Source organism: Marivita sp. S0852 (assembly GCF_046591575.1).
GTDB lineage: Bacteria > Pseudomonadota > Alphaproteobacteria > Rhodobacterales > Rhodobacteraceae > Marivita.
Genome location: NZ_JBIQWA010000019.1, coordinates 1 through 14,262, shown reverse-complemented (window position 1 = coordinate 14,262; position 14,262 = coordinate 1). Strand labels below are relative to the sequence as shown.

The window sequence follows — 14,262 nt, the reverse complement described above, 5'->3', positions numbered from 1 at the left end:
GTCGCAAACCCGAACTGGCCCTTCCGAGGGGCATCGAAAAAGCCAGCCGGAGCAGAATCCGGCTGGCTTTTTGTTTTTGGAATGGGGGCAGGGCGGTGTCAGCCTGTACTCTGATCACATGACGGCAGGTGCCGTCGATCTGTGACGGAGGAGGGCAGGGTGAACGAACGCCCGACGATCCATGCCAGGGTCGATTTCAATGGATAGGTATCGCGATAGGGACTGCGGGCAGCAGATGACACCCTATTTGAAATCCGTTAGTCCTTTGTCGAAGGAACGCGTATTTCGGCTGGAAAAGAGGAGAGGCGCGTCGGGGGGCTGGGGATAAAGATGCAAACGGCACGGGTGCGACTTGCTTGACCACGAGACATTGTTCGACGCCCACCACGTAAGATTTTTCGAAGGTGCGCCGCAGCGTGATGACCTGAAACCTGGCGAATTGGGTGTCAATATCGACCTCTTCCGCCAGGTCAAAGACCATTACAAGAAGTCGAGAGAGAACCTGCCCTGCCGGGTTCTCGCGGATATCTGCATGGACATTCAGGACGATGGCTATATCGGACGGCAGGACGACAGTGCCGAGCGGATCGGCACGCATTGGACGACCGTCCAACGCTGGCGCTCGCGCTTTGCCGCCGCCGGGTTCCTGCATCGCCACAACCTCAACGGCCGGTTTTCCGTCGACACGAACGTCGCGATGCGGCTTGATTCAGACGGTAAGGTGATCAAACCGACGGGCAGCAAACCTCACAAGTTCAAGTTCTGACCTTGCTCCCAGCCAGGCGTCTTGTCCGCGTTCAATGCCGTTCTCTTCGTCTCGCTCAACCGGACCCCGGAACCGCTTCTCGTCCGGCGCGGTGATGTTGTCCTGCCGGGCAATTGCCATGTCTTTGTAGAAGGTCTCGCGCAAGCGCGTCGTCCAGGTCGTGGGCCATGCGGTGATCTTCTGTCTTAACTGTCATGCCCGAAGATGCGTGCCATGATCCGCGCACATCTCACACACTCATTATAAAGCAGTATATAGCGATTGATATAGTGATATATCTACGGTATGAAAAAGGAACAACGGCGCACTTATACGTCGCAGGCGACATGCATGGCGCATCAACCGCGCCAGCACTTTGGCCCGATAGCAATGCGACGATGACCCCAGGGCCGGAAAGGGGAAGGCGGGATGGCGATCTATCATCTCTCGGCGCAGATCGTGGGGAAGGGGGGCGGGCGGTCGGCTGTCGCCGCGGCCGCCTACCGGCATTGCGCCAAGATGGAACGCCAGGAGACTGCCGAGGAGATCGACTACTCCCGGAAAGGCGGCAATGCGCATTCGGAGTTTGCACTACCAAAGGAGGCACCGGACTGGCTGGCAGGGTTCGCAGCAGACCACACGACGGCAGAGACCAGTGCGTATTTCTGGAACGCGGTCGAGGCACATGAGAGCCGCAAGGATGCGCAGCTGATGCGCGAGTTCGTCCTGGCGCTGCCGGTCGAGTTGACCACGGACCAGAACGTCGAACTGGTCCGGGACTTCGTGGCACGCGAGCTGTCGGCGCGCGGCATCGTCGCGGACTGGGCCTATCATGACATGGAAGACAATCCGCATGTGCATGTGATGACGGCGTTGCGGCCGCTGACCGAGGACGGGTTTGGCGCGAAGCGCGTGCCGCTCTTGGACGAGGATGGGGAGGTGCTACGCGGGTCGGACGGCAAGATCCGCTACGAACAGTTCACCGGCGGGATGGAACGTCTGCGCGAGATGCGCGAGGGCTGGGCGGAGGTTCAGAACCATCACCTTGCCAAGCATGGCCATGACATCCGGGTCGACCATCGCTCCTTCGAGGATCTGGGGATCAATGCGATCCCGTCAAAGCATCGGGGGGTGGCGGCGGACAACATGGATGCCCGGGGTGAACCGTCCGAGTTGATGACCAATGCGAAACGCGCCGCGCGGGAAAACTACCTGCGCTATGCAGAGGACCCGTCGCTGGTCCTGAAGAAGATCACAACACAGAAGGCGGTCTTCACCCGTCATGATATTGCGCGTGAGATCCACCGGACAGACTGTTCGACGGCCGAGTTTCAGGCGCTTTTCTACCACGTTGGGGCGCATGAAGAGCTGGTGCCGGTGGCGGCCCCCGCCTTCGATCCGTTCACCGGTGAGGAGACGACGGAGCCGCTTTTTTCAACTCAGACCATGGTCGAGCTGGAGCATCGAATGGTCCAAAACATCCAAGCTCTGGCGCAGAGATCGGGACCGATCATCGATGCGACAGAGCTTGATGCGGCCTTCGCGCAGTTCACGGAGAAACGCGGGTTCGATCTCACCGACCAGCAGAAGATGGTCGCGCGACACCTCACGGGTGACCGGGGCGCGGCGGCTTTGGTGGGCTATGCCGGAGCCGGCAAGTCGACGGCGATCGACGCCACGCGAATGGCCCTGGAGCGCCAAGGCTACACGGTTGTCGGTGGCGCTCTGGCTGGGATCGCGGCCGACAATCTGCGTGTCGAGGCTGGCGTCGAGAGCCGGACGCTGGCGTCCTGGGAGTACCAATGGGCGAAGGGCGACATGCTGCCGGACGCCAAGACCGTCTTCGTCATGGACGAGGCCGGGATGGTTTCGTCACGTCAGATGGAGAGCATCACGCGGACGTTGAACGAGGCCGGTGCGCGCATGATCGTGCTCGGGGATGCGCGGCAGTTGCAGCCGATCCAGGCCGGTGCCGCCTTCCGCGCCTTCGTCGATGTGACGGGCTATGCCGAGCTCGACAGCGTGGTGCGGCAGCGCGAACTCTGGATGCGGGAGGCGGCGATCGCCTTCGGGTCGGGCCGGGCCGAAGAGGGTATCGCGGCCTATCTTGAGCGGGACGTCCTTGCCTGGTCGGAGAGCGACGAAGACGCGCGGGCGGCGCTCATCGCGGACTGGTTGCCCTATCATCAGGCGGCGGCTGACGTCACCATCATGGCACATCGCAACACGGACGTGATCGCGCTCAACGCCGAGGCGCGGGAACGGCTGAAGGCCGTGGGTGGGCTTGGCGAGGATCAGCCCTTCGCCTCCGAGCGCGGTGAAAAACCTTTTGCGACCGGCGACCGCATCCTCTTTCTGAAGAACGAACGCAGCCTTGGGGTGTTCAACGGATCGACCGGCGAAGTGGTCGCCTCCGCGCGCAACGGGCTTGAGGTGCGTGTCTACGGGCACGTTGATCCGATCACGCTGCGGGCCAACGAGTACAACCATGTCGACTACGGCTATGCGCGCACGATCCACAAGGAGCAGGGCAACACGGTCGACCGCGCCTTCGTCTACCTGTCGCCGACGATGGATGCGCAGCTCTCCTATGTCGCACTGACGCGGCACCGGGACGAGGTCTCGCTCTACGCAGCGAGCGAGAGCTGACCGAGATGATGACCCGCGACCGGCTACAGGACTCGACCGCGCTCTATCGTGACCGGGTCGACTACCAGGATATCGTGCGCGGCTTTGCCGAGCGGCGCGGCTTCCCGACGACACGGGTGCTGACGGATTTCGTGAAGGCGAACCTGCACTATCTGCGCAAGCGTTTCGATAAACTGGCCACCGCCTTCGACGGCTTAAGCAAACCGCCAATGGAGCATCCGCTGGAGAATGGGCACGTGATGGAGCAGGGCAGGGGTGTCGGTGCTTCGGAGACTGGCAAGAGCCGCCCAGCTGGGCCTCTGCGCGCACAACCGCCGGACCTGGATCAAGGGTGTGTCCGCCCGACCGGACCCGAGAAAGCGAGAGCAAACATGCCGCTCGAAAACCCGCTGATCGAGGCCAGTCCAGACATTGCCCCGCTCGACTCAAAGGCGCTTCGGACCCGCGCGGGTGTTGATCTGTCGGCGCGGCCCAGTTTGGCGACAGCGCGCGACATCGCGGGCCGCATCTATATTGACCCAGACCGGGCTGTGGACCAGATGGTTGCGCGCTACGCGGAAACCGGGGACCAACATCAGCTTGTCTCAGAGGTCGAGCGGAGACCGGAGACGTTCGGGGATCTGCGCGGGCGCACGCGCCTCGGGATCGCAAATGCCGAGCGGCGATCCGCTCTTGAGCAGGCGCAAGTGATGGCGCGTCAGATCGAGACCGTCACCGAGGCACTGCGCAAGATTGAGGCGCGTATTGCGGAGCAGCATGATCAGTGGCGGCAGGCAATGACCCGGCCTTTGCCCGATCTCTCGTCTGAGGCTGGACAGGTCTTGCAGCAGGTGGCCGAGTTGCAGAAGGCCCCGTCAGGTCCGACCAGGGACGCGGCGGCGCGTTTGCTTTTGAGCGACAGGGCGTCGATGCAGGAGGTGGGCCGGTTTCAGCAGGCATTGGCGGAACGCTACGGACGAGGTCATGAGACGGTCGCCAAGGGCCTTGAGGCCGATCCGGGGCTTGCTCGGAAACCCTCCGCTGAACGGCAGCAGGCGCAGCTTCGCATACAATCGGTCCTGCAGGCGGTGCCGGTGATCAATCAGATGCGGGATCGCATGCGCCAACAGGATCGCGCGCCCGATCTTGGGCGGGACAAATCACGCGGGATCCAGCGCTAAAGCAGAACCGCTTGTCAGAAGCGCCACCCTTGCTTTGATCGAGCCCTAAGACCATCAAGAACCCCGTTTCAAGGGGTGGGTGCTCGCCATGGTCGAAGCTTCGCTTCTGCGCGTGGCTCCGCTCCCGCGTACCGCGCCCTTGAAACGGGAACCTTGCTGTTCTTTTTTCGGGCTCAAGCAAGGGACGGCTCCGAAAGCAGATCAACTTTCATCTTCAAGATCAGGCTCCCATAAAATGCGCGTTGCATACAATCATGCGGTTTATTGGACATCCCTTCGACCCCTCCGGGGTGTAAGGCAGGTACCGGGGCAAAAAGCTTAGAAAAAGGCTGTGCGGATCGTGACGCTTGACGTATCGCGTCAATGTCGCTATCTTGGTAAGCAATAATGATCCTGAGTTACAGAGACAAAAAGACCGAGGAGTTTGCAAACGGGGCGTTGGTGAAAACCGTCCAGGGCTTTGCCGATCAGGCAGAGCGCAGGCTGGCTATTCTCAACGCGGCCACGTCTCTCGGTGATCTTCGCGCGTTGCGCAGCAACAGGCTCGAAGCGCTTCGTGGTAACAGGGCAGGGCAGTATTCCATCCGCATCAATCAGCAATGGCGTATCTGTTTCACCTGGCCTGACACCGACCCAGGACCATCAGATGTTGAAATCGCGGACTACCACTAGAGGAAAGGAGGAACCCCATGTTCAAACGTGCAGTACATCCCGGTGTGATCCTCAAGGACGAGCTCGAAGAGCTTGGCATCACGCTCACAGAATTCGCCCGTCAGATCGACGTGCCCGCAAACCGCGTCTCGCAGATCATCAGCGGCAAGCGTGCCATCACAGGTGACACCGCCCTGCGTTTTGGGCACTGGTTCGGCACCGATGCGCAATTCTGGATCAATCTCCAGGCGCAGTTCGATCTGGCCGTTGCCGACCAGGCGACCGGAGAGGAGATCAAGAAACTTCCCACGCGCGCGAGTTACGCAGCGCGGTCGCCGAGTGATCAGCCAAGGCTGGTCTGATCAGGAGGGTAAACAACAGTGAACAAAGAGCATTGGCAGGTTTACCAGCATTCCGCACCCTCTTCAAAGAAGTCACTTGATAAGTCTTAAAATACCGACCCAGCTGAGTGTATTTTAAGAGGCAGGATACCTTCCATTGATCTTGCCCCCGTTTCACCGGACACTCAGGCGGTTGCGGTTTGAGCTGCGATAAACTCGCGTGGTGAGCGCATCTTCAACCCTGAATGCGGGTGATTGTCGTTATAGTCCTCGAACCACCCGGCGATCAATCCAAGGACGGTGGCGGCGACTGGCAGCGGCGTGATGTTCACGTAATCCCGCTTCAGCGTGTTGACGAAGGGCGAGCCATTGTCCGCCATTGGTCCGAGGACAATGGCGAGCGATACACTATTGCTCTGCGGGCTCTTCACCGGAGTGAAGCAGGGCTTGAGGCCGAGCTAGCGGGCGAAGATGCGGGTGTCCTTGGCGATGTAGAGCGAGCCATTGTCACTGAGCATCTCGACCTGGTGCGGCGCGCGGTGGCCACCGAACCGCGCTTCCACCGCTGCCAGCATCATGTCGCGCACGTCCGATCCGCTGATGCCTGCGTTCACGACGGCGCACCAGGAGATGATCTCGCGGTCATGGGCGTCGATGATGAAGGCCCCGCGCACGATGTCGCCGTTCCAGCAAGTGAACTCGAAGCCATCACTGCACCAGCGCAGGTTTGAGCGTAGCGTCACGACCTTGCCGTTGTGGGCGCGGTCGGTTCGCTCGGTGTATGGCCGCGCCAAGAGCAAATTCTGGGCCTGCATGATCCGGTAGACGCGTTTGTGATTAACAGGCGCTGCGTCTTGCGCCCGTAATTGCCGGTTCAGGATGGCCGTTATGCGGCGATAGCCATAGGTCGGTCGCGCTGCCACGAGCTTGGTGATCAGCGGCACCACCGCCGCATCTTGCGCTTTATGGTAGCGCCGACGCGGCTTCGCGCTTCCCGTCACGCGGGCGTGCAGGTTCGATCTGGAAACGCCCAGGGTCTCGGCTACGACGCTCATTGGGAACCGTCCTTCGGCTGCGACTGCACATGCCACGTCAGTTTTTTTGAGCGTGACTTGTCGAGCGCTTCCTTCAGGATCTCGACTTCCAGCGTCTTGCGCCCGAGTTGGCGCTCCAGCTCGCGGATGCGGTCTTCCATCTGCCGGACGGCGCGATTGCTTGTGACGTCATCGTCCCCAGACACGGCCACGGCCCCTCCCTCCAGCATCAGACGCCGCCAACGATACAGCAAGTTCGGCGCGACGCCATTGCGGCGCGCAACGGCGGAAATGCTGGCGGTCTCGCCCAGCGTCTCCTCCACAATCCGCAGCTTCTCGGATGACGACCAGCGGCACCTGCGGCCGCCGTCGGTGATGATCTCATAGTCAGACATAAGCACGTGCTTAGGGATATCCCCAAGCCTCCATGGTTATGCCCAAGTGTCCGGTCGAAAGGGGGGCCAGTTCATCCATCAACAATTACTCAAAGAGAGATATGTTAGTACTATGAAAAAAATCATTTTGTTTCTTTTAATACTATCGGTTTCAATTGCGCCTGTTTCTGCAGAAGCTGAAACAAAAATAGTCATTTCCTATCCTCCTGGAGGAGTGGATAGAAAATGTACTTGGACTCAACGAAGTATCGTTGAGGACACTCAGGAGGCTCTCGAGAAAGAAGGTTTCTCAACTGAAGTTTTGTAAGTAGGCCGCCCAATTATTGGAGTCCAGATCAGACGCCGGATGCAGATGCATTTGTATTTTTTCAATACTCATCATCCGGCGCACAGAACGGTAACTTTTACTATTGTGCAATGTCTTTCCTTATAGGTGGTGGCGAGACCTCTGACGTGGAAAATCTAATTCCAAAATTTCTTTACACTTACCTATTCACTACGAATCACCAAAGGCGTTACAATCGCGAAGCCAGCGACGAAATAACGAGTTTTGCGTTGAAAGTAGCGCGGAGCATAAACTAGCACTTGGAGCGACACTGAAACGTGACAGGTCCAGTTTAGAGTCGTCACGTTTGTAGCGGTCTGAAGTGCGTGCAGAAATCAAGAAATCTGCACGCTGCGATAAATCGGCTTCGGTAAAGTCGTTCATCCCCTGCACTATGCTCGAACTCCTGAAATTCGGGCATCGACGGAGGTATTTCTTCGTGTGGGGGTCCTCGAAGTAGCGTTACATCGAGGTGAGCTCAGAGCAGTTATGGAGGTATCCCGGAGTGGTCTTAGAAAGTTTTAATTTTGTTGTCTCGTGCCTAAATAAACAGTGCCGCAGCGAGTACACATGCGAGCACGATCCCAAAGTTCGCTTCTAAATGAGCGTACCTCTGCAACTTCGGCTTCATAGTCTTCCATGCGACGTTGGAAATCAGCGTTTTTTAATTTCATCTCATTTTCATAAGCGGTTAACTGTTGACTGTATGCAGATTTTTCAGCTTGGAATTGTGCAATATCAGCATTCCATTGAGATAACTTATCTCTGTAAGCTCGCATTTCGATCTCATGTTTCTCAAGACTTTTAGCGTATGTTTCTTCTAATGATCTAAGTTTCGCATCGTATTTTTTGCGTCGGCTTTTCTCAATTCCGGAAACAAAAGGTAATTTGCCGATTGACCGCGATATTAGAAATAGAATTAAAAAAATTATTGATGCAACACCTTTAGTAACGCTATCGCTAAGTTGGAGCTGTTGAAGCCAATCTGAAAGGATGGGTATATGTAAGTAGAAGCTCAGGTTAATATCGTCTGAGAACGAATGAGTTGATGGAACAATTCCAAAAAGTAACGCAATATATTCTATTGCAGGTGACATGATGCCGGGAAAAAGATAGATGGCTATGCTAAAGATAATGGCATTAAGAATAAAAGCCCGCAAAGCCCAGTTCTCAAAATTCTGCCCCCAAGACCTGCTTTCAAACTCTTCAATGTCTTCAGTGGGGTTATCTGGTGGGTTGGGTGCAACTGGCTTTTTTACTTTTTCTGGGTTAATAGCAAAGAAATTGCCCCGATCCCGTGAGAGCTTGGTTGGCTCTTTGGGCATGTTCAAGTCCGATGGTTGAGAAGGTGTGGGCGGCATTGGCCGCTTGGCTCCTTCTGTGACCATCAGAGCCTTGATTTCATCTACCAGTACCGAGGTTGTCGTCGATGAGAATTCTGCTGAGAGTGGGCTTTCGTAGCTGAACCATCTGTCGGATAGCAAGAAGTCCCGTACGCCGCCGCCATGGAAGGTGCCTTTTTCTACGATTTCTCCTTGTAAAGTGCCTTCGGTTTTTGTCGTACCTTCGAGAACGACAAGCTTCGCACTTTTCCAACCCTGTCCACCGCATTTTGGACATTCGTCAGCCATAGAGCACCTATTGTTTTAGAATTTCATCCAAGCGTTAGTTTGTGGGAATAACAAGCCGTTAGGTTATACTGGTGCCATCAGCGTTGTTTCTGCTCTTTACGTAACCCACCCTTACCATCGGCCGTTATCATACTGCGCAGGGTGGGGGGAGTTTCCGGCGTGGAAGAGTAGTCTATTTTGCACGCAACTTATGCGCGCCGTAAGTGCTTGATATCAAAGAGGCGGCTGGGGCGTGCATAATTCGTGATTTTTGCACGAGGGCAGGCGCTCCGTCAGAGATCGAGCGGCTGGCGAAGGTGCCACACCGTATGCGGCGCGGCTTGGGTATTTTCCGCGTTCATAGATACCGGGGAAAAACGTGTCATAACCTCAGGGGTTTTGCCCAGGGTTTGTGACACTTTAAGTCATTGATTTCAGGAGAGCAGGGCAGGGTGGTCAGAATCCACCGTTTTGGCCCGTGAGCACTCTCTGAAGACCTGCGCTCGAAGCGGTGCACGCCAGCCACAAAGCTTTGTTGAATTTTTCTATAATAACGTTAACAGACTGTGTGCGAAGTAATTTAAGGTTTTGGAGATTCTGGAAATGGATGAAGAAATTCAAACTTTCTCTCTCAGTAATATCGGCGATTTTCGTGATGATGGTGTTTACAAAGTAGACCTCTCGGATATCGGGATCAGCTTTATCACCTCAATTACCATATTCGACGACCAGATCATTTCAGGGGGAGATGGGGCTGCATCAGGGTTTGACCTTGATTACATTGCGCTGTCCAGCGTCGATACCATCAGTCCGACAGCGGTCAGTGAACTGGCGGAAAATGGACAAACTGTAGATGTATTCGATTTTGTAAACGGGGTTGTTTTCACCCCGGGCTTTTCAAGAAATCCCACAGACCCCCGTTGGGACCGCCCGAACCTGTTTGGCACAACGGAGGACAATAGATATTCGCCATTAGAGGCCACGCTTGACGTGTTAGAGGCACAAGACCAGGATGTACGGATAAGTTTGACTAGCGCTGGCTTGTCTTTGGGGGAAGGCGGCAGCGTGACATTCACACTCACGCAGCCGGTCGCGTCGACAGACCTCTTTCTCTATCTGGCCGATATAGGCGGTGGCAATGACACGGGCTTTGTCGCCTTCAACATTGACCCAGCTGAACTTGGTGTGAGCCTGCAAGGCACGACTGGTGATGACACGATCATCTTGGGCGAAGGCCAGAACGCCGGTGTGGGGCAGGGAAATGACAGCATTGACGGCGGACGCGGCGATGACCTGATTGATGGATCCTTGCGCAATGATACACTCAAAGGTGGTGAGGGTGATGACACACTACTTGGCAATGAGGGGATCGATACGGCTCAATTTGATGAAAATCGAAGCACCTACACGCTACAGCTTGGCCCAGATATATCGGTGATTGCCCGGAGCGGCGATGAGGGGACTGATCAGCTCAGTAGTATTGAACGGCTTTCTTTTCCTGATCAGGACTTTGACCTGAGTCGGTTTGACGATATTGCCGATCTGACACAAGCGCAATTCACGTCCTTTGCCGAAATGTATATTGCCTATTTCAACCGAGCACCGGACGCCGAAGGATTGATGTTTTGGGCAAACGCCTTTGCAACTGGCACATCTCTTGGTGATATTGCATCATTCTTTGCAACATCGGTCGAAGCACAGTTGATCTTTCCCGACAGTGCCACTCCCGAAGCCTTTGTATCGGCCGTCTATGACAATGTCTTGGGCCGTACATCAGACTCTGAAGGGTTTGAGTTCTGGACAAGTGTCTTGGCCGATGGCCGTGTCAGCCAAGGGGAGTTTGTTCTGGCCATCTTGGAAGGTGCGCGCGCAGCCCCCCCGGCAGATGCCACACAGGACTTCATTGACCAACAGGTCGCCGATCGTGCCTATCTGGATCAGAAAACTGACATCGGCCTCTATTTCAGCGCCATTCTCGGCATGAGCGATCTGGGTAATGCCACAGAGGTCATGGAGCTTTTTAATGGTACTGAGAGCAGTATTTTAGCAGCTCGTGCTGCAGCCGACGAATACTATGCAACGGCCCTCGGTACAGATGCAGACGGTGAATTCCTGATCCAGGTGGTCGGTGTGGTGGACGACCCGTTTTTATAACCATGTGCCGTCTCGACAGATGTAGGTGCCAATTTACATGTGTCTGATTTAGCAAGCTGTAGGGTGCGTGCGAGCACGCACCACCATAGGTGTTCAAAACAGGTGCGTGATTTCACGCACCCCACATTAATTACATAAAACGCATTATGGGTTAAAAACGCTGACCTAGGCGCGCGCTACCCTGAAGTGCGACTCCTATTAGATAACTCATTGTTTTCTAATAGGAGTCGCGGTTCAGGTATCGCTCACAGAACCAAAACGGGATACTTCTGGGCTTTGGCCCGGGATGATCGGGCTTGGGCAGGTCCCGAGCCGCCGGCCGTGGCCTTCACCTATGCGCCGGGGCGATCTGGGCGCTACGCGTCCGAGATACTCGGCCCCTTCGAGGGCATCCTGCAGGTCGATGGATATACGGGCTACAATCGCCTCCGCGATGCCCGTCACGACGGCGACATTCGGCTTGCCTATTGCTGGGCTCATGCGCGGCGCAAGCTCTACGAACTCACGGTGAACAGCGTCGCACCAATTGCCGAAGACGGGCTCAAGCAGATCGCCGCCCTCTACCGGATCGAAGGCCGCATCCGAGGGATGTCGTCAGAGGAACGGTTGGCCGCCCGGCAGGACGCGTCATCTCCAAAAGTAGCCGCCTTGCAGGACTGGCTCGCAGCCGTACGCGGCCAGGTCTCCACCAAATCCCCGACCGGTGAGGCACTTAAATACATCGCCAGATACTGGGACGGACTGATCCTCTTCCTCGAGGACGGCCGCATCGAGATGGACTCGAATGCCGTCGAGCGAACAATCCGTCCGATTGCGCTCAACAGAAAGAACGCACTCTTCGCAGGCCACGACGAAGGCGCGAGAAACTGGGCCACCTGCGCCACCCTGATCGAGACCTGCAAACTCAACAAGATCGAGCCCCACGCCTACCTGACCGGCGTCCTCAAAGCCATTGCCCAGGGCCACAAACAACGCGATATCCAGCAACTCCTATCCTGGAACTTCAAAGCCGCGTGACCGCTTACGCAGAAGCAAATCTCATTACGATTATGGATTCTTCATTCGCGAAGGAAAATCGCTCTCTTTTTTGGGGGAGAAGCGTTCACCAAATCATGAGGATTGCAACCACGCTGTGCAAGGCAGTCAGACCGGACGATTACACGCAAAGCAAGATTCATTGGGTATCACCGCTGTCGCCGCATCATGATTTCACCGGCGAGGATCAGAGCCGTGGCAAACAAAAAAAACAAAAGATACATTTGACTAAAGGGTGGAGCGCAGGAGAGATGTTCGCGGAACGTTGCAGCTTTAACAAGCGCGTCCCAATACCCAGTTGTCCATTCTCCGGTTGAGATCGTTAGTCCGGTCTGTGTAGGCACAATTTCGATCAACCCAAAGTCCTGAAGTGTTCCAATCACTCTTTGCGCATCCTCGGCGTCCATAGCTCTTGAGGACAGCGATTGCGGCAGAGAACAAAGATTTTGGAACTGGCCCACTCCAGTTCTGATCTGCTCCTGAATCTGCGGTGAAAGAGGGACAGCTCCCGTAAAGGTAGCGCCGTCCATCTCTATGCTGTAGCTTTCGAAGCCTGATCCTCGGCTAAGATCGACCATGGCGGCGCAAATAACAGCCAGTTGAAGCGCCGCACCGATATAAAAAAGAGAACTCCATCCCTTCATTGCTGAGCCATCTCTCGGAAAAGGGCATTCCACGCTTCTTCGGTGATTTCACCGCGATCCTTAGACGCCGTTGGTTTGCACGACGTTGTGCAGCCTATGGTAAGGAGCAGTTTTCACGATGGCGTCCACATCTACTCGGCTTTGCTTTCGCTGAGTTGCCTTCAATGCAACGATCGTTCCACAGATCGCGAGGCCGCTCACGCCAACAGTGGCGAGCGACAGGATTGCTTCGGTGGTCAGAGCTTCGAGCATTTCCGATCTCCTTCACGGCAAGATATAGCGACTAAGGGGCCAAAAATCCAGTTTCATTCATCTTTGGGCATATTGCCCTTGACGCTTTCAATCAGGCGTTCGGTTTGTTCAACGGCGCGGCGTGATGCTCTGGCTCGTTTTTTGAGCCTATCACGCCCATAGGATGTTGCGCCTCCGGATGCGAGAGCGGCCCCTACCGCGAGAGCGGCCCATCCGCCTATGACTGCGCCCGTGACAACGCTTGTGGCAACGAGGCCGACGCTTGCCAGGATGGCACCACCTGCCAAGCGCTGAGTCCAGACACCATACACCGTATCCATGTCCTCGGCAGTTTCCAGTTCGTCTTTCAGGCGGTCCAGGCGAGAACTAAGGAGCTCAAAGACAACTTTCGGCAGATGATTATTTTGACTGGTGGCAAGAAGTGAAACCAGCCGTGCGCGTTCGGTGTCGTCTTCGCATACATCATCAACAAGCTGGCGGTCTCGTCCAGCGCCTCCTCCACAATCCGCAGCTTCTCGGATGACGACCAGCGGCGCCTGCGGCCGCCGTCGGTGATGATCTCATAGTCAGACATAAGCACGTGCTTAGGGATATCCCCAAGCCCCCATGGTTATGCCCAAGTGTCCGGTCGAAAGGGGGGCCAGTTCAGTCACCTTCTCTTCATGAGTGAAGCCGCGATTATCACCGTGAAATCCCAATCCACCGACTCCAAAGTTCGACAGTGGGTGAAAAGAGCGAACGATAAATCGAAGTAGGCTCATCTACGTTCATCTCCATCAGATGCATCACAGACCAACGCAAAATTTTGTCGAACGCAATTATATCGGAACTCTAAGAACCCACCCGGGAGATTAACTTGTCTCTCACGACTTTGCTCTTCAGTCCAATTACCACCAGGTATTTGAAAGTGATGCGTAAGAAACGCAGGAATTTCTTCGCTTCGGTCTCTGTCGTCAGGATGATAATCCCAAGAACTACCCACACCGATTTGTCTAGTTTGCCCGTTCGTACCCGGAAAATTCTGAGGATTGGCTGTATAAAACCTGTAAACATACGTTCCGTCTTGTGGATATTGAAGGCGCACAATCGTGACTTGGGAAGATATGGTCAGCTTATTCGTTCCGGAAGTAAGCTCGGCAAGTTGATCGCCCTCCAGATCGACCGCCTCGGGCTGGATGATCACCACGCCCCCCTCCCTGACGATGGGCTCGTCCATATAGATCGTAAAATCGCTCTTCACTTCGTCCTCCGTTCCAGTTTGCGAGAA

At 55.8% G+C, this 14,262-nt stretch carries 11 protein-coding genes and 3 pseudogenes; 7 read left to right on the top strand and 7 right to left on the bottom strand.

From position 1 onward, the window contains the following. Positions 1-370 precede the first annotated feature (370 nt). The 5 genes from ACG74X_RS20615 (at position 371) to ACG74X_RS20595 (ending at position 5,567) form a co-directional block, all read left to right on the top strand. On the top strand, positions 371-766 hold the full coding sequence (locus tag ACG74X_RS20615) for a hypothetical protein (RefSeq protein ID WP_411237207.1): 396 nt from the start codon (positions 371-373) through the stop codon (positions 764-766). Between the two features lie 408 nt (positions 767-1,174). Continuing rightward, a complete protein-coding gene (traA, locus tag ACG74X_RS20610) occupies positions 1,175-3,394 on the top strand; it encodes a Ti-type conjugative transfer relaxase TraA (protein ID WP_411237206.1) in 2,220 nt (739 codons plus the stop codon). Positions 3,395-3,402: 8 nt separating this feature from the next. Then, positions 3,403-4,554 (top strand): hypothetical protein, encoded by a 1,152-nt coding sequence (locus ACG74X_RS20605; protein ID WP_411237205.1) that lies wholly within the window; start codon positions 3,403-3,405, stop codon positions 4,552-4,554. A 387-nt stretch (positions 4,555-4,941) separates the two neighbouring features. After that, on the top strand, positions 4,942-5,226 hold the full coding sequence (locus tag ACG74X_RS20600; protein WP_411237204.1) for a type II toxin-antitoxin system RelE/ParE family toxin: 285 nt from the start codon (positions 4,942-4,944) through the stop codon (positions 5,224-5,226). A gap of 17 nt (positions 5,227-5,243) precedes the next feature. Next, entirely contained in the window at positions 5,244-5,567 is a 324-nt protein-coding gene (locus tag ACG74X_RS20595; protein ID WP_411237203.1) for a HigA family addiction module antitoxin, read from the top strand. Positions 5,568-5,731: 164 nt separating this feature from the next. On the opposite strand, the pseudogene ACG74X_RS20590 reads toward ACG74X_RS20595, so the two are convergent. Continuing rightward, positions 5,732-6,993 (bottom strand): annotated as a pseudogene (locus ACG74X_RS20590) (IS3 family transposase). Between the two features lie 828 nt (positions 6,994-7,821). Further along, complete coding sequence (locus tag ACG74X_RS20585) at positions 7,822-8,931, bottom strand: hypothetical protein (protein WP_411237202.1); 1,110 nt, start codon at positions 8,929-8,931, stop codon at positions 7,822-7,824. Between the two features lie 582 nt (positions 8,932-9,513). Between ACG74X_RS20585 and ACG74X_RS20580 the strand changes: the two genes are divergently transcribed. Both ACG74X_RS20580 and tnpC read left to right on the top strand, forming a co-directional pair. Then, positions 9,514-11,064, top strand: coding sequence for a DUF4214 domain-containing protein (locus tag ACG74X_RS20580; RefSeq protein WP_411237201.1), 1,551 nt, complete (start codon positions 9,514-9,516; stop codon positions 11,062-11,064). 243 nt (positions 11,065-11,307) lie between these two features. Continuing rightward, a pseudogene (gene tnpC, locus ACG74X_RS20575) lies at positions 11,308-12,081 on the top strand (IS66 family transposase); the annotation flags it as partial. Positions 12,082-12,248: 167 nt separating this feature from the next. On the opposite strand, the gene ACG74X_RS20570 reads toward tnpC, so the two are convergent. From ACG74X_RS20570 to ACG74X_RS20550, 5 genes and pseudogenes are all read right to left on the bottom strand, one after another. After that, on the bottom strand, positions 12,249-12,743 hold the full coding sequence (locus tag ACG74X_RS20570; RefSeq protein WP_411237200.1) for a hypothetical protein: 495 nt from the start codon (positions 12,741-12,743) through the stop codon (positions 12,249-12,251). 60 nt (positions 12,744-12,803) lie between these two features. Then, positions 12,804-12,995, bottom strand: coding sequence for a hypothetical protein (locus ACG74X_RS20565; protein ID WP_411237199.1), 192 nt, complete (start codon positions 12,993-12,995; stop codon positions 12,804-12,806). Between the two features lie 53 nt (positions 12,996-13,048). Then, complete coding sequence (locus ACG74X_RS20560) at positions 13,049-13,315, bottom strand: hypothetical protein (protein ID WP_411237198.1); 267 nt, start codon at positions 13,313-13,315, stop codon at positions 13,049-13,051. Positions 13,316-13,464: 149 nt separating this feature from the next. Next, positions 13,465-13,587 (bottom strand): annotated as a pseudogene (locus tag ACG74X_RS20555) (IS3 family transposase); the annotation flags it as partial. Between the two features lie 165 nt (positions 13,588-13,752). Beyond that, a partial coding sequence (locus ACG74X_RS20550) for a hypothetical protein (protein ID WP_411237197.1) occupies positions 13,753-14,262 on the bottom strand: 510 nt, incomplete at its 5' end.